This window comes from Tolypothrix sp. PCC 7712, from assembly GCF_025860405.1.
GTDB classification, from domain to species: domain Bacteria; phylum Cyanobacteriota; class Cyanobacteriia; order Cyanobacteriales; family Nostocaceae; genus Aulosira; species Aulosira diplosiphon.
Genome location: NZ_CP063785.1, coordinates 698,976 through 715,065, shown reverse-complemented (window position 1 = coordinate 715,065; position 16,090 = coordinate 698,976). Strand labels below are relative to the sequence as shown.

At 41.4% G+C, this 16,090-nt stretch carries 13 protein-coding genes, 1 tRNA gene and 1 pseudogene; 8 read left to right on the top strand and 7 right to left on the bottom strand.

From position 1 onward, the window contains the following. Nucleotide 1: 1 nt before the first annotated feature. Nucleotides 2-244 (top strand): annotated as a pseudogene (locus tag HGR01_RS02750) (XisI protein); the annotation flags it as partial. A gap of 498 nt (nt 245-742) precedes the next feature. Continuing rightward, nucleotides 743-967 (top strand): type II toxin-antitoxin system MqsA family antitoxin, encoded by a 225-nt coding sequence (locus HGR01_RS02745; protein ID WP_045871922.1) that lies wholly within the window; start codon nt 743-745, stop codon nt 965-967. Nucleotides 968-1,157: 190 nt separating this feature from the next. On the opposite strand, the gene HGR01_RS02740 is transcribed toward HGR01_RS02745, so the two are convergent. Further along, nucleotides 1,158-1,745, bottom strand: a complete 588-nt coding sequence (locus HGR01_RS02740; protein WP_045871921.1) for a Uma2 family endonuclease — start codon at nt 1,743-1,745, stop codon at nt 1,158-1,160. 71 nt (nt 1,746-1,816) lie between these two features. Beyond that, complete coding sequence (locus HGR01_RS02735) at nt 1,817-4,549, bottom strand: CBS domain-containing protein (RefSeq protein WP_045871920.1); 2,733 nt, start codon at nt 4,547-4,549, stop codon at nt 1,817-1,819. A gap of 289 nt (nt 4,550-4,838) precedes the next feature. Here HGR01_RS02735 and psbZ point away from each other — a divergent pair, with 289 nt between their 5' ends. The 5 genes from psbZ to HGR01_RS02710 all read left to right on the top strand — a co-directional run bounded on the left by psbZ (nt 4,839) and on the right by HGR01_RS02710 (nt 8,489). Continuing rightward, on the top strand, nt 4,839-5,027 hold the full coding sequence (gene psbZ / locus HGR01_RS02730; protein WP_045871919.1) for a photosystem II reaction center protein PsbZ: 189 nt from the start codon (nt 4,839-4,841) through the stop codon (nt 5,025-5,027). A 185-nt stretch (nt 5,028-5,212) separates the two neighbouring features. Then, nucleotides 5,213-5,791, top strand: a complete 579-nt coding sequence (gene ribH, locus HGR01_RS02725) for a 6,7-dimethyl-8-ribityllumazine synthase (protein ID WP_045871918.1) — start codon at nt 5,213-5,215, stop codon at nt 5,789-5,791. 218 nt (nt 5,792-6,009) lie between these two features. Further along, nucleotides 6,010-6,081, top strand: a tRNA-Gly gene (locus HGR01_RS02720). 730 nt (nt 6,082-6,811) lie between these two features. Then, a complete protein-coding gene (locus tag HGR01_RS02715) occupies nt 6,812-7,219 on the top strand; it encodes a hypothetical protein (protein WP_045871917.1) in 408 nt (135 codons plus the stop codon). Nucleotides 7,220-7,223: 4 nt separating this feature from the next. Beyond that, nucleotides 7,224-8,489 (top strand): glutamate-5-semialdehyde dehydrogenase, encoded by a 1,266-nt coding sequence (locus HGR01_RS02710; RefSeq protein ID WP_045871916.1) that lies wholly within the window; start codon nt 7,224-7,226, stop codon nt 8,487-8,489. 222 nt (nt 8,490-8,711) lie between these two features. On the opposite strand, the gene HGR01_RS02705 is transcribed toward HGR01_RS02710, so the two are convergent. From HGR01_RS02705 to HGR01_RS02690, 4 genes are all read right to left on the bottom strand, one after another. After that, nucleotides 8,712-9,833, bottom strand: a complete 1,122-nt coding sequence (locus HGR01_RS02705; protein WP_045871915.1) for a fatty acid desaturase family protein — start codon at nt 9,831-9,833, stop codon at nt 8,712-8,714. A gap of 132 nt (nt 9,834-9,965) precedes the next feature. Beyond that, nucleotides 9,966-11,063 (bottom strand): fatty acid desaturase, encoded by a 1,098-nt coding sequence (locus tag HGR01_RS02700; protein ID WP_045872125.1) that lies wholly within the window; start codon nt 11,061-11,063, stop codon nt 9,966-9,968. Between the two features lie 337 nt (nt 11,064-11,400). After that, nucleotides 11,401-12,453, bottom strand: a complete 1,053-nt coding sequence (locus HGR01_RS02695; protein WP_045872124.1) for a fatty acid desaturase — start codon at nt 12,451-12,453, stop codon at nt 11,401-11,403. A gap of 214 nt (nt 12,454-12,667) precedes the next feature. Next, complete coding sequence (locus HGR01_RS02690; protein ID WP_045871913.1) at nt 12,668-13,486, bottom strand: acyl-CoA desaturase; 819 nt, start codon at nt 13,484-13,486, stop codon at nt 12,668-12,670. A gap of 87 nt (nt 13,487-13,573) precedes the next feature. Between HGR01_RS02690 and HGR01_RS02685 the strand changes: the two genes are divergently transcribed. Next, complete coding sequence (locus HGR01_RS02685) at nt 13,574-14,803, top strand: aminotransferase class I/II-fold pyridoxal phosphate-dependent enzyme (protein WP_045871912.1); 1,230 nt, start codon at nt 13,574-13,576, stop codon at nt 14,801-14,803. A gap of 12 nt (nt 14,804-14,815) precedes the next feature. On the opposite strand, the gene HGR01_RS02680 is transcribed toward HGR01_RS02685, so the two are convergent. After that, nucleotides 14,816-16,009 carry a Coenzyme F420 hydrogenase/dehydrogenase, beta subunit C-terminal domain gene (locus HGR01_RS02680; protein WP_045871911.1) on the bottom strand — a complete coding sequence of 398 codons (1,194 nt, stop codon included), beginning with the start codon at nt 16,007-16,009 and terminating at the stop codon, nt 14,816-14,818. Between the last annotated feature and the right edge of the window lie 81 nt (nt 16,010-16,090).

Below are 16,090 nucleotides of genomic sequence, written 5' to 3'. Positions count from 1 at the left end.
ATTGATTTTTGATAATGACAACGACCATTATCAATTAGCTTATGTTGGCTGGAATGGCGATAAAAGGGTATTTGGCCCTGTGCTACATTTTGATATTTTAAATGGAAAAATATGGATTCAATATAATGGTACGGAAGAACTGATTGCGGAAAAATTAGTGGAGTGTGGTGTACCTAATTATGATATTGTAATTGGTTTTTATTCGCCTTTTAAACGGCAATTCACCGCTTATGCTGTAGAGTAACTATTTCGGTCATGTACCTAGTGTTAAGACAAATTGTAGAGGCACAGCATTGATAATCTTTCCGTTTTAAAAATAACTTGACTTGTGCGTTCCCTTGCTAGACATGACAAGCGAAAGATACCCTTTGGTAGTTTAATTGGGTTGTTTTTAATGACTGTGGTGGTAGCTATGGCTACAAGTACTACTAACATTAGGATTTGGAGCTAGCGCAGGAACTGGGATAATAGCAGGCTTTCTAAATCCATTAGTTTTGTTGGCACTAACTGGAACCAGTTTATCCGCACTTTCCATGCTGCTTTATTCACCCCTAAAAACACGTAAGTTAATTACTAAATATCGTAACTCTGAAGAATATTTAATCAAGCCGTAACTCAAAGGTAAACCTGTTCATGTCGTATATTCATATGATGAATCTACAGATACAGGATATGTAGTAACTGCTTATATTCTCGATCAAAACATTTGGTCAAATGATTTTATAATTAGGAGACAAAAACTATGAAATGTGTCATTTGCAAGCACGGAGAAACTAAACCTGGTTTAGTAACTGTTACCTTAGAAAGAGATGAATGTATTATCATAATTAAAAAATTTCCAGCAGAAGTTTGTGATAACTGCGGAGAATATTATTTAAGTGATTCCATTACTGAACAAGTCCTAGAAAGGGCAGAAATAGCTGTGAATAATGGCGCAGAGGTCGAGATTATAAGATATGCAGCGTAGTCTTATGCTAATAGTGAATTTTCAATTTAATCTAGCTAGTTAAGAATACGATCGCCTTTTTTCCAAGCCCTTCATGTAGTGCGATCGCTTTCACTAAAATATTTCAATGGATAGAATATAGTCATAGAGTCAGAAAAAAACATTTGTCAGAAAAAATGCGCCAGATGCGAATTGAAAGACAAGCCAAAATTCATTCTTCGCCTACTTCAAAATTCACCCCTGCATAAATTTCACTAAAGGGAATTTGAAAGTCTATTTTCTGAAGTGATAATACTGCATCTTCAGACTCATATTCAGTTAATACCCATTGACTATCAGCATTTTTAGTAAACTGCTCAACTAGATATTCATACTGGTCAATCATAATATATTCTTTTAATGTTGGGATGGAACGATAAAATCTAAATTTATTGGTTCTATCGTGGTTTTCTGTGGATTTAGATAATACTTCTACAATCAATAATGGATTTGTCACTGTAGTAGTACCATTTCCCTCATATATTGGTTCTCCTTGAATGACCATAATATCTGGATATGTGTAAATGCGATAACGCGGTATCGACAATTTGACATCACCCATATATATTTTGTAGTTTTTACCTCGCGTTGTAAATTTAAAATTGGTGCAAAAATTGAGAGCGATTTCGTTGTGATTAGTTGTCCCGCCAGCCATTGGTACAATTTCTCCATCCCAATATTCATTTTTAAATTCCGATGTTTTTTCCAGTTGGAGATATTCTTCTGGTGTGTAGAATATTTTTTGTGTTTGTGTTTGCATAAAAGCGGTAAGATAAAGTTAAAATAATTTTTTTTTCACGCAGAGGCACAGAGACGCAGAGAGGAGAGAATTTATTGAGGGTAATGCGTGCTTAAATATTCTTGTGCTTCTGTTTTATTGTTGATTATGCCATCTAAAGTTGCTGTGAGTAAATCGTCGAGGATTTGGCGATATTGGGGGCCTGGTTTGTAGCCAAGTTGCTTTAAATCATTACCGTTGAGAATAGGTTGAACATTAGCCCAAACTGTTAAATAATGCCAAATCTGTCTTCGGATTGTTCGTGGACTTTTCAAAGCAATTAAAATCAGTGTTTGTAAATCCTGCTGTCGCAATAAATTTACTATCTGACTGGGAGATTGAAAATTAGATAATGATGCTATTACCTCAGCTTGTACATGGGCTAAAGTTTGCAATCTGCTAATACTTTCTTCTTGCATTTGCAGATTTTTGGCAACTTTTTCTCTATATTTAGGTGATAAGTGAGCAATTAAAGTTTCTAAACGCATTTGCCAATGAATTAAAGTTTGTTGGCGGTCAAATCTTCGCAAACATAACTCTAATAAACGCAATTCTCGTAAGATATCCTCATCTAATTTCAAGGTGGGATGAATGCACTGCAATGCGCCTAAGTTATCGAGTAATTGTAAAGCAGGTTTCCAGTAAGGCGCTTCCAAAATATGTTTCAATTCGGCTTTGAGGCGAGTTTGTAAAGCTGGAGTTCTGCTATTCTCTTGAGCAGTGCGATCATAAACACCGCTATTAATGGCATAGCGAATATAATCTTCTGATTGTGCTTCAATATCAAATCCAAAGCGGACAGCAAAACGCACACCGCGATAAATCCGGGTGGGATCTTCGATAAAGCTGTTGGCGTGTAAAACGCGAATTTTCTTGGCTTGTAAATCTAGTAATCCGCCAAAGAAATCGAGTAGGGGTGCAGCTTGCTGTGTTCTCCCAGCAGGACGGGAAGAAGTCAGCCGCAGTGCCATAGCGTTGATGGTAAAATCTCGGCGGTATAAGTCTTGGCGAATAGAACTCGCTTCCACCTCCGGATTCGCAGCAGGATAAGGATAAAATTCAGTTCTAGCCGTTGCAATATCTACCCATAATGAATCTAATTCTGGGTGTTTGTGCCATAGCAAAGCCGCAGTTTGAAAAGCACCGTGAATTTCTAGGCGCGCCTCTGGGTGTATTTGTTGTAACGCTTTGGCTAGTTCGACACCAGCACCCACATCTGCGGCTTTATGGAAGCCATCAACTACTAAGTCGATGTCTTTAATCATTAAAGTCTTGCTAGCACCCTCAGCTAATAGTAAATCCCGGACTGCACCCCCAACCAAATATAAATGCCAACCTCGTTTTTCGGCTTCTTGAGATGCTTGGGTAAGCAATTGCCATAATTGGGGAGTCAGGCGATTTTTTAATTCTGTGCTGAGTCCTAAATCTTGAGTTTTGAGAGGAAATTGCGACTGAGAATCCATCTCTCGGAACTCGGCGCTATTTTGATGTAATTCTCGCAATACATCAGTGCGGGTGACAATTCCAACTAGTTGATCATTATCTAATACTGGTAATCGTCCAATATCATAAGTCACCATCAACGCCTCAATTTGTGGCAATGTTGTTTCGGGTGTAATACTCCTGATATTGGATGTCATGTAGCCTTTAACTGGTGCATGACTAAAGCCGTGGTGTAAAGCAATATCAATATCTCTGCGGGAAATAATACCTAATAATTGCCCTTCAGCATCAACTACAGATAAACCGGAGTGTCCATAACGCAACATAATCCGCTGTGCTTCCGTAATTGTGGTTTCCGGACGGATAGTGCGGACAGGGGAGGACATCAAATCCCTAGCTGTGAGGGGATGGGGAATTGTGGCTTTAAAATCATCTAGGAGTTGCTTGAGGACAGCTTGAGAATCGACTCCGCGTAAATTTAAGGATGCTGCTTGCGAATGACCCCCACCGCCTAGAGGTTGGAATAATTCGTTGAGATTAGTCTCGGGAATTTGCGATCGCCCAATTATTGTTAACCGAGATTCATCTTCTGTCAAAGGGTATTCGTTTGCCAACAGTAAAGCATCAATTTCGGTTAACTCAACTAGTTGGGAAGCAATACTTGATAACCCTGGCACAAATTCATTAGTTTTTAAAGTTACCCAAGCAATCGTATATCCACGCAAGCAAAGATATTCTAAATTGTCCAGTGCCTTAGTTAATAGCTGCTGTAATTGCGGTGACAAACCAGGGTCTCGATAAGTCGAAATTACAGACAAGCTGGCTCCCTGTTGCATTAACCAAGCCAAAGCTAAAGCATCTCGTGGCGTGGCTTGTTCGTATGTTAGCGAACCTGTATCCACATGGATACCCAAAGCCATAACTGTAGCTTCAAATGGTGTAAGAGAGATTTGCTGTTGTTGCAATTGCTCCACCATTAAAGTTGTAGTGGCTCCTACTGAGGAAATATGAGTTTGAGTGGCGGGAATATCTGTATCTTGTCCCAGGTGATGATCGTAGATAATGATATTTTTGACATTGGGTAAATCGAACCATTCAGCAGCCTTACCCAAGCGATCGCGCTGTTGAGTATCGACCACGGTTATAGAACGAATTTTCTCAGGATTGACCGAACGCCTTTCAATCAGCGGATATTCATCACGATGCAATGCTAAAAAATCTCGTACAGGTGGATGAGCGCCGCCTGTTAGTACAATTTTGCTACCTGGTTGTAACCGCGTCAGCCCTACCGCAGCGCCCAGTGCGTCAAAATCAGCTGTAGTGTGGCAAAGAATTAAGTCCATAGTCAAGGGTCAAGGGGCATGGGGCATGGGGGAGGCAGTGCGGTCTTGGGGTCTCCCCAAGTGGAGCAACTGCCGTCATGGGGCATAGTAATATAAATATTTATGCCTTGTCTTCCCTATCTCCCTTATCCTTTGCACTTCCAGAAGGACTAAGCAACATTCATGATTTGGACTTGGGATTAATGACTATAGTGACGCAATTTCTGATAGCTTAACAAATAAGGAAATGTCAGTATTGCCCTGTACGATATTCTATCTTTAGTATTTCGCTGTCTTGGGAGAAGCAAAAATGACCATAATATTCCAAATTGCTTTGTTAGGATTGGTTCTGCTGTCTTTTGTATTAGTTATTGGCGTTCCTGTTGCCTATGCGACCCCCCAAAATTGGGTAGAGTCGAAAAAACTACTCTGGCTAGGTTCTGGAGTTTGGATCGCTTTGGTACTTTTAGTAGGGCTATTAAACTTTTTTGTAGTGTAAGCGATCGCTTAGAGACACAGTTAAATAGCAAAAATATTCAGGAGCAGAAGAGCTACGCTAAAGAGTAATTGAGGTGAATTTATTTTTTCGCCTTGTTCTTTTTAGCTGATTGTGTTCTTCTGCTCTTCTATCTTTGCAGAAGAAATGTATATTAGCCTTGATGTATAGTTTGTAAAGAGGCGGTCATGGCAGTTTTTGAGGGAACTTTTACTCAAACAGAACCTTTGCGGTTTGCATTGGTAATTGGTCGATTTAATGACCTAGTTACCGTAAAGCTGTTAGAGGGATGTCAAGATTGCTTGAAACGCCACGGTGTAGATCCCGACCCCCAAGGTAAGCAAGTTGATTACGTTTGGGTTCCTGGAAGCTTTGAAGTACCATTAGTCGCCCGGCAATTAGCGCTTTCTCATCGCTATGATGCCATTATTTGTTTAGGCGCTGTCATTCGCGGGCAAACACCCCATTTCGATTATGTCTCTTCAGAAGTAGCCAAAGGCATTGCCGCCGCAAGCTTTCAAACTGGTGTGCCTGTAATTTTTGGCATTTTGACAGTAGACACCATGCAGCAAGCTTTAGAAAGAGCCGGGATAAAAAGTAATCATGGCTGGGAATACGCTATGAATGCCTTAGAAATGGCCAGCCTGATGCGGCAATTGCGCTCTAATCTCGCAGAGCCATACGCCCGTAATAGCCCATCTCTACCAGCATCTTTCCCCAGCGCCAGCATCGGCAATTTCTCCCCTGAGTCTGAAGAATTGGGCTAACAAGAGTCGCAGAGACGCGATGCATCGCGTCTGTACAAAAGGAGCCAGTGCGTTGTGGGGGTTTCCCCCGTTGTAGCAACTGGCGTTCAAAAGTCATTTTTTTCCTAATTCCCAGTCCCCAGTCCCTAATCCCCCAATCCCCTCCTTGACTCAAAACTTCAATCAGGGGGTTGACAAACCAGGATATTTATGACATTATATTAAATGTGTTAAGCAATGCGGGTATAGCTCAGTGGTAGAGCGTCACCTTGCCAAGGTGAATGTCGCGCGTTCGAATCGCGTTACCCGCTTTATAAAAATAAGAATAGATGAAGTGAAAGTGTAAGTCTCTAGTGACTGAGATATAGGCTTAATCTAATCTTCATATATGTAGTCAATTCGTTTTTTATGCAGTGTACTACACTGGATCAAGGGTGGCTAGATTAATAGCAATATTGTGTAGGTGTCAAGCGCCTTGTGGCTGTGAAGTGAGCCAAAATCTACCTAGACCAAGAGTCGGCACTGTTAAGTTCATTGGCTTTTGCAATTGCCTGTTTTAGGCTAACTTGAACTGTTGACTCCTGATTAGTCTGACGAGTAAATTGTAATTCGTTTGACGTAAAAACTTAGCCTTGATTTGCTGGTACTAATTATTTTTAAGCTTGACCTCAGAGAACGGTTGTTTTATGAGATATTGCCACTTAAACTAAAAACGGTGCCAGATATTCAAAAACAATAAATGTCTAAAAAACACTACTAGATTACTTTTTAAGCCACAGATGCAGACGAGAAAACTCTTAAAAAAAATTGCTCAACATAGGGAACAACAGCCAGATAAGCTTTATTTAACTAACCGAACGTGAAGACGGCTGTGATCACAGCCTCATTCAGCCTCATTTATCCTGGAGAATCATTGCAACTTCGGCTTTGTCTCCTATCTGTATCAAGCTGAAAAAATCAGAAAACCACTACCCAAGGCATAGACCAAGGCATAGTGTTTTCACCTATTGTAAAAAATAAGCTCAAGTTATTAGAACGCTTGTGCAATCTCAAAAACCTGAAAAAATAGACTTCAATACGGAATATCCTTGTCCCTGCCGTCGCCGAGGACGGTTAATTCCGATTACCCTGACAGATGCATTTGGTTGCGATCGCTGTCAACAAATCTTTGTGGTAGAAAATGATGCTTATGTCCTAGAGCAACTTTCTACCACCTACCCCTACAAACGTGCTTGGCGCTGGATGGGTAATAGTTGGCACGTTGTCCATCCAAAACTAGGAGAAAGCTATCTACCGATAGCGCTGGGCATTATTTTCGTGCTAGTGATTATATGGCTACCATTAGCACTGCGATTAGCAAATGGTTCCACCATTATTGCTTGGGCAATGGTGGCGGTACTTCTGGCTATTTTGCCAGCACTTATGGTCTGGCTTACCTACAGACGTTAACTCAATGACCGTTGAAGTTTTGGATGATATCCCCGAACCAATAAATAGCGCTAAACGCGCTTACCAAGCTTCCCTTAAGCTGGGGATCGCAAAAGGAGTAGACCGCAGTCGTGCTGTATTGGCAATGGCGCGGGCTATAGAACGCGCTTTTGATGACATTCTAGAAGCTAATACATTAGACCTAGAAGCAAGCCGAGAAATGGCAGTGCCAGAGTTGATTTTAGATTGGCTGAAATTAACTCCCACCAGGCTAGAAACGACTGTGGAAATTTTACAACGGTTAGGGGAATTATCCGATCCACTGCGGCGGGTGAGAAATGCTGAGTATCAGCAGGATGATTCTCAAAGTTACTCCCAGTTAATGCCTTTAGGGGTGATTGGATTCATTTATGAAGCGTTCCCCGATTTAGGAGCGATCGCAGCTGGTTTATGTATCAAAACTGGTAATAGTATTATTCTTAAAGGCAGTACTGAGGCCAGTCATTCTAACGAAGCGATCGCTAATGTTCTCCAAAGTGCGATTACTGAAGTTGGTTTACCAGCAGGCTGTTTAGAATTGATTACCACAGAACATGGTGCTTCCGTTCGGGATTTGGTTGTGCAAGACCAATACTTAAATTTAGTTATTCCCTACGGACGTTCCACCTTGGTACAGCAAGTCATGCGACAAGCAACTTGCCCAGTGTTAAAGTCAGCAATGGGCAATTGTTACCTTTACTGGTCGCTCAATAGTAGCTTAGAAATGGTGCGCTGGATGATTATCGATAGCCATGAAAGCGATCCAGATCCAGTCAACGCCATTGAAAAAGTCTTAATTCATCGCCAAGCCTTACCTTCATCCTTAGCAGTTTTGTGGAATAGTTTAAAAGACAAAGGCTTTGAAGTTAAAGGCGATGCGGAACTAGTAGAAGCCTTTCCCCAATTGCAGCTAGCGAAAGATACCGAATGGGGAACTGCCTATTTAACCAAAACCGTAGCCTTTAAATTGGTTGATAGCTTAGAAGCTGCGATCGCGTGGATTAATCAATACAGTAGCGGTCATGCTGACTGCATTGTCACCGAATCTTATCAAGAAAGTCGCCAGTTTGCTTTAGGGGTAAATAGCGCCTCTACTTATATCAATGCCTCCCCAAAGTTTTCTCGCAATCCTTCACGGGGAGACTCGATATTTTTAGGAATGTCTAATCAAAAAGGTCATCGCCGGGGATTTATCAGCCTAGAAACCCTGACGACTGTTAAGCATATTGTGCAGGGTAATGGTAGGTTTTAAGGGACTGGGGATAATACATATAAATCTTGCAGGGTAGGATTTTTGATGTCCCAAATGCTAAATCACAAATACAAATAAAATTAGGAGCATAGTAATACTATGCCCCTAAAAATTAATCTATTTAAAAATTCACAATCTGGTATATAGTATAGTGTCAATAAAGCGGATTAAATATAAGCTATATTCTGTCTTATTGACACTATACAAGAAGCTTACTGAATACTAACTATTCACTAAAGCTGGAGTTTTATATTCTGCGTTTGGCGTAGTGCCTAAATATTTCAACCAACGAAAATTAGAAATAAGCGCTGATGTAAATGTTGGGCAGACATTATATTTCACTCCATACTCCTCACACAATTCTGCCAAAATAGGAGCAATTTTGGGATAGTGAATATGACAAACTTGAGGGAATAAATGATGGACGACTTGGTAATTCAGTCCACCTAAATACCAATTTAAGAAGTGATTCTTAGGAGCAAAATCAACGGTGGTTCTAATTTGGAAAATTGCCCATTCATCATCAATTTCTTCTGGTTGACTATCTGGTTGGATAAACTCTGCTGTGTCCATCACATGAGCCAGCATAAAAACTATGCAAATCCAAAATCCATAGGTCATGTAAGTGATGAGAAATCCTACAAGCGCCTGTATAGGACTGTAGCCTACAGCAATGGGAATTCCTAGAAAAAGTGCTAGCCAGATGATTTTACCGCCAAAAAGAATCAGCATATCTAGTGGTTTGGGTGTAGGAACCACATGGGAATGATATTTACGCTTAAACAGAATGATGTGAATATCTGCAAAAGACCAGTAAATAGGGATGATTGTATAGATAGATAAAATAAATATGTGTTGAAATCGGTGATACCATTGATGCTCCATATAGGGAGTCATTCGCACTAAGCCATCACCATGTATTTCCACATCATGACCTAAGATATTTGTATAAGTATGATGTAGAAAATTATGCCGATATCGCCATAAATAACTAGATAATCCAATTACGTCATAAATTGAACCCACAAGAGTATTGACCCATTTCTTACTCGAATAACCGCCATGATTAGCATCATGTCCGACACTAAATCCGACAGCCGCAATACCCAATCCTAAAACAATACAGCCAATCACTTTCAGCCAGATTTGCGGGGGGCCGAAGAGAGTAAATGTCCAGGCTCCAATTACCCAAACAGCAATAGTCAATGTTTTGAAATACATTGCTGGATTATCGCGGGTAGAAATATTGTTTGACTTAAAATAAGCATCAACTCGTTTATTCAGTTCTTTTCTAAAACCAAAGTTTTTAGTAAAAGTAACTCTTGTCTCTGGTGCTGTTGTCATAGATTTACTCACGTAACTTTAATATGAAAGTGCTGCTTCATAAGAAGCTAGCACTAGTTAATGGAAACTTAAAAAAGCGTCAGCAGATTATCTTCTGAGCTATGCTTTTTTAGTTCATCAAATGCTGTCTATTTATGAAGGTTTAGCAAGTTTACTATTAGATGTGTAGTAAACTTTTCCGCCAGAATCGGGCACAAAATGACAGCTAATACAGGAACGCCATAATGACTTCCAAATGGGTTCTTGAGACTCACGGAAATATTCCCCCATAATTGGTTTAATTGCTTCAGTTGCCTTGAGCAAATTGTAATGAGGGATATTCAGGAAGATATGGTGAGCTACATGAGTACCGATATCGTGATGGATATGATTGATTAAACCGTAATTACGGTCAATGCTAGAAATAGCACCTTTGAGAAAAGTCCAATCTTCGCCACGATACCAGGGAATATCAGGCTCAGTATGATGTAAGAATGTCACCACATCTAGCCAAATTACAAACACAATGTAGGGTACGGCGTAATTTTTCAACAACCATAACCAACCCCACTGATATGTAAGAAAGCCAAGCAAAGCTACCATGCAAGTCCACAGTACAGTGCTGGTAATCACATCCCATTTTTCAGAAGGTTTGAAAAGTGAGCTGCTGGGTAAGAAGTGGGAACCTTCTTTATTAGGAGAACGCTTAAACAGATAAACCGGATAAGCTAAGAAAAACACATAATACCGCCCTATCTTTTGTTCCCACGGCATTTCTTTATATTGTGATTCGCTCACAGGGTACCAGCTTTCATCATTATCGATATTGCCGGTATTGAGATGGTGGGTTCTGTGGCTAATTCGCCAACCGTGATAAGGAACGAGTATTGGTGTGTGTGCAAGATGTCCAATTAAATCATTGAGCCATTTCTTTTTAGAGAAAGATTGATGTCCGCAGTCATGTCCAACTACAAACAAAGCCCAAAACATTGTTCCTTGCATTAGCCAAAAAATTGGCCAAAAAAACCAAGAATCCAGATAATTAGCAACTGCGTAAAGTAGACCAATAATGAGGATGTCTCGAAAAAAGTAGAACAGAGATTTACCTAAATTTGGCTGAAAGCATTCAGGTGGGATTGCTGCTTTTAATTCCTGAAGAGTAAAAGGTAATTTTGCCGAATCTTCAGATGATTGTGAGCTAAGGGGATGGAGTAGCTTAACGCTGTCGGCTGGGATACTATTTGATGGCACTGGATTCAATGGAATATAAATTCTAAGCCTTGCTGTAAACAAGGAAATGTTACTGAAAATTTTAGATTGGCGTATTTTAGTTGGTTGTGATTATGTCTCACCTCTAAAGTATGTAACCAATCCAAAATCCAAAATCGTTTGACCTCTGCAATGAGCAGCTTCGGAGATATATTTTTGAGTGCTGATCCACACAAAATTGTCTTCTGGCAATTTCCTGAACAATGTTCATTAGTAGGATCTGCCAGAATACAAATCACTAACAAGGGGAAATTACAAAGATAAAAGCAAAACTTTCCAGAAGAAAAAATAATCTTCCAAGTTATACCTCATCTTTGATTTATCGCCCTGCGTAATAATCGTCAAAAGTTTGATAACCAACATCAGGAGTGTAAAGTTGACATTGGCCGGTAATGTCCTTCATTAAAGCCCAAGAAAATTGGCTTTCATCATGAAGATAATCTGCCCAATTTTCTTTGATGCTCTTGTAAGCCAAGCGCAGATTATAGGAAGGAATAGCAGTAGAAAGATGATGAGGTACATGAACATTAATATCGTGGCAGAGAAATTCTATCCAGCGTGGATAATCACAATGAATAGTGCCAGATAGTTGAGCTAGAGCCTCATTCCACTTGGTAGCTGCCTTAAAGGGCACATCTGCGGCAGTATGGTGAACCAGAGTAAAGGTACTCATCCAAAAATGGTAAACCATCCAGGGTAAAAGCCAAAATTTGACAAATCCCCAAATACCAGTTGTCGCAATGAGTAGTGGGAAGGCAACGGCTGCAAAAATTACTACTACAGCCACAGAAAGCTTAACACTTGATTGGTCTTTAGCTTTGAAATTACGCCAATCAAAATGTACAACTGCCCAATGTCCAATGGAACCTACCCACCAGAAGCGTTTACGCATAAAGCCTTCAAAGACTGAACGGCGGAATGGCCCCCAATTTTGAAATACTTCTGGTGTGATGGGATGCCAAGCATTGTCCTCTTCCAGCTTATTTGTATGCTTATGGTGATAGTTATGTTTAATCCGCCAACTATGAAATGGATAAATCAAAGGCATCATTAAAATGTGCCCGACTAAATCGTTGACCCAACGACGATTCGCAAAGGAACGATGACCGCAATCATGGGCAATGACAAAAAAACCTGTTAAAGCTGTACCTGTAAAAATCCAAGCAAATGGCAAGAGAAACCAAGGCGAAATTGCCAGACTGAAGTAGCCTAAAGCCACCATGAAAACGGCAGTCACCACATTTGTCCAAGCTTTACGTTTATCCTTTTTAAAACACTCCTTGGGCAGGGTTTTAATAATATCTTTTAGCTTCAGCTTGGAGCTACCAAGGTCATTAGCTTGATTTTGAATTTTGATTATTGATGTAGTCATGAAAACCTGAAAAACAACAAAATCCTCCACCAACACACCACTAAGTGGTTTGCCGTAAAGCTTATACACATTAACGTCTCGGATTATAGTAACCCAACTCACTCTTGTTTAAGAGTTAAGGGAATCAATATTTTGGTTACTAAAAAAAACTTTGTCCCTGAGTAAACTATCGACTGTGCAATGTCAAGATGTAATTGCCAATCAATGTACTCGCTTAGGACTTTTTATCTGCCAGCTTGACATTTGTAGCCAGACCAAGCACTTGCAGCAATTGAATAGTCATCCAAGTCATGTCAATTTCCCACCATTCCAAGCCATGACGAGCTGAGTATTGGAAAGCGTGGTGGTTATTATGCCAGCCTTCACCAAATACCAGTAAAGCTACCCACCAGCAATTAGTGGAGCGATCGCCAGAGTCGTGGGTACGATAACCAAATTTATGTGTAGCACTATTTACCAACCAGGTACAGTGGTAAACCCAAACAATCCGCACAAAAATGCCCCAAACAACCATCGGCCAACCGCCTATTGCCAATAGCAACAAACCTAGGGCCACTTGGACGAGAATAAAATATTTTTGCAAAAACTGATAAACTGGGTCATCGGCAATGTCTTTAGTGAAGCGAGGAACCTCAGCGTGAGCGGGTGCGTGATAAATCAGCCAACCCATATGGCTCCACCAAAAGCCCTTATTAGAATCATGGGGGTCTTGTTCAGTATCCGAGTGTAGATGATGGATACGGTGTGTACCTACCCACTCAATTGGCCCACCTTGACAGGCGAGAGTTCCGAAAAGCACCAATAGATATTCCAACCACTTGGGAGTTTGAAAACTGCGATGGGTAACCAGGCGGTGAAAACCCAAAGTAATACCTAAACCTCCGGTAATCCAGTAGAGCAATAAACCGACACCAAATGCCTGCCAGCTAAAGTTGCTAGGAAGCAAGGCAAACAGCGCTCCGATGTGCAACGCAGCGAAGAAGAGGGTATTAACCCAGTTAATTTGAAGTTTGGTTGAGGTAGCAATTGTCATGAGTAACCTGAATAGGAAAGGTGAAGCCTAATCTGCGCGATCCCAAAAATCCGCATATTAATTTAATTTTTTTTTAATGAGGAACCAATGAACAGCTTGGAACAGCTGCGGCAAGCAGAACAGGCACTGTTAGAGATTTTTTCTGGAATTGACGCTCAGGTCAAGCACAATCTTCAACGAGTATTACATGCCTTTCGTGATCAACGCGTAGGCGCACACCACTTTGCAGGTGTAAGTGGCTACGGACACGATGATTTAGGAAGAGAAACTTTAGATAAAGTATTTGCCGAAGTAATGGGGGCCGAAGCTGCGGCAGTAAGGGTACAGTTTGTTTCAGGGACTCACGCGATCGCTTGTGCCTTGTATGGTGTGCTGCGTCCTGGAGATGAAATGTTAGCAGTGGTCGGTGCTCCCTACGATACGCTCGAAGAAGTGATTGGTTTACGGGGTAAAGGTCAAGGTTCCCTTACTGAGTTTGGCATAAATTACCGCCAATTAGACTTAACACCTGATGGAAATATTGATTGGCAGGCTTTAAGCACTAGCGTGACTGATAACACAGGTTTAGTATTAATTCAACGTTCCTGCGGATATTCTTGGCGGCCTAGCTTATCGATTGCTGATATCGAAAAAATTGTCCAACTAGTCAAACAGCAAAATCCCAACACTGTTTGTTTTGTAGATAACTGCTACGGTGAATTTATCGAAACTCAAGAACCCACCCATGTTGGTGCTGATTTAATGGCGGGTTCATTGATTAAAAATCCTGGTGGCACAATTGTGACTGCTGGCGGTTATGTAGCTGGTCGCGCTGATTTAGTAGAAGCCTCAGCCTGTCGTCTTACTGCTCCTGGTATTGGTAGTTATGGTGGTGCAACCTTTGACCAAAATCGTCTGTTATTCCAAGGGTTATTTCTCGCGCCGCAGATGGTGGGAGAGGCGATGAAAGGCACTCACCTTACAGGTTATGTCTTTGATCAACTGGGTTATCCTGTCAATCCTGCGCCACTTGCGCCCCGCCGCGACGTAATTCAAGCAATTAAACTCGGTTCCGCCCAAAAGCTCATTGCCTTCTGTAAAGCTGTACAACAAAATTCTCCCATCGGTTCCTACCTTGACCCCATCCCCGATGAAATGCCGGGGTATGAGAGCCAGGTAGTGATGGCTGGGGGGACATTTATCGAAGGTAGCACCTTGGAATTTTCCGCAGATGGGCCGTTGCGTGAGCCTTATGTGGTTTATTGCCAAGGGGGTACGCATTGGACACATATTGCGATCGCACTAGAAGCAGCAATAGAAGCTGTCGGCCCTGCTTAAAATCGTTGCGTATTAGTCTGGTAACTTATACTGCTCAACGATGCGTTTAGCATACTCCGGCACATGGGCTTCCAACTTCTCTGGGTGATTCCGCTTCACATACAGGTAATTACGAGTGAAGTGGGAATCAATCGAAAATCTGGCATATTCTAAACCTTTCGGCCCAATTTTCTCAATCACCACACCCATAAGTTTTGCTGCCCACATGGGGAGAGTCACAGCTTTATCGTAAGCTGGAATACTTTGCTGTACAGCTTCTTTGCGATTCCCTTGAGACATTACAGGTTGGGTGTCTAACTGGTCTTTCACCAAGTCCAACATTTCTTTACCTGTATCATTTCTCACAACAATCCATTGCCAGCCGAAGGGTGCGCCCATGTAGCCGACAACTAAATCTGCCAAAGAATTGACGTAGTCAAAGCAACTCATGCATGAGGGGGCAAAGACATCTTTGAGTTTATTGGTCTTTAAGCCAAAGAATGGCACCATTTCTGTAGAGCCATCCTCATGTTTAAAGTGAACGCGAAAGTCTTGCATAAATTCGTAATGCACGACAGTTTCAGGCGATCGGCTGGTAGTTTCTAAGAATTTTTGCAGTCCAGCCCGGGTAACATTATCTACGCAGGGCGTACCTAAAACATACAGCTTTTCTAAGCCTAGCTGTTTTTCTACGGCTCTTAATGCCTGGATTTGGCAACCAACTCCAATTACTAATAACCGCTTCATCCCAGATTGTTCTATTTGCTCTAAAACTGAGAGATTGGGTGATAGTGTTGGCTTATTGACTCTCGCTGCCAGTATTTCCTCTGGGGTACGGGCGATAATTGGCATGGGTTGAAAGCGGTCTTCTTTGGTGTTTTGCACGCAAACAACACCTTCAACTAGCCTACGATTCAGCATTTCAATCGCCAGGGAACTGACAATACCTGTCCACTGTGCGCCTTCGATGGGCTGCTGTTTCCGCGCCGCCATCATGTCTTGATGAACACCAAAGTAAAGTTCATCGGGGTTATCCAGGTTGCGAGAACGGGTGTGGGTTTGTGCTTCTAGTTCCCCTATCTGCTGATTAATGAAGGCGCAGGCTTCTTTAACGTAGTGGATGTAGTAGGTATCGCACAGTCCGCACTCGCTGCACAGTTCTTTAGCAGGGCGGCGGCTAGTGGGTTTTAAGGCTTTGGCTTTTTTATGAGGAGAAACCGAAGTCATATAAATTCTTTGTTTTATCCAGGCATCGCTTTTACTACAATACCGTCAACCCCTCCGGGGAATTCAAAATTCAAAATTCAA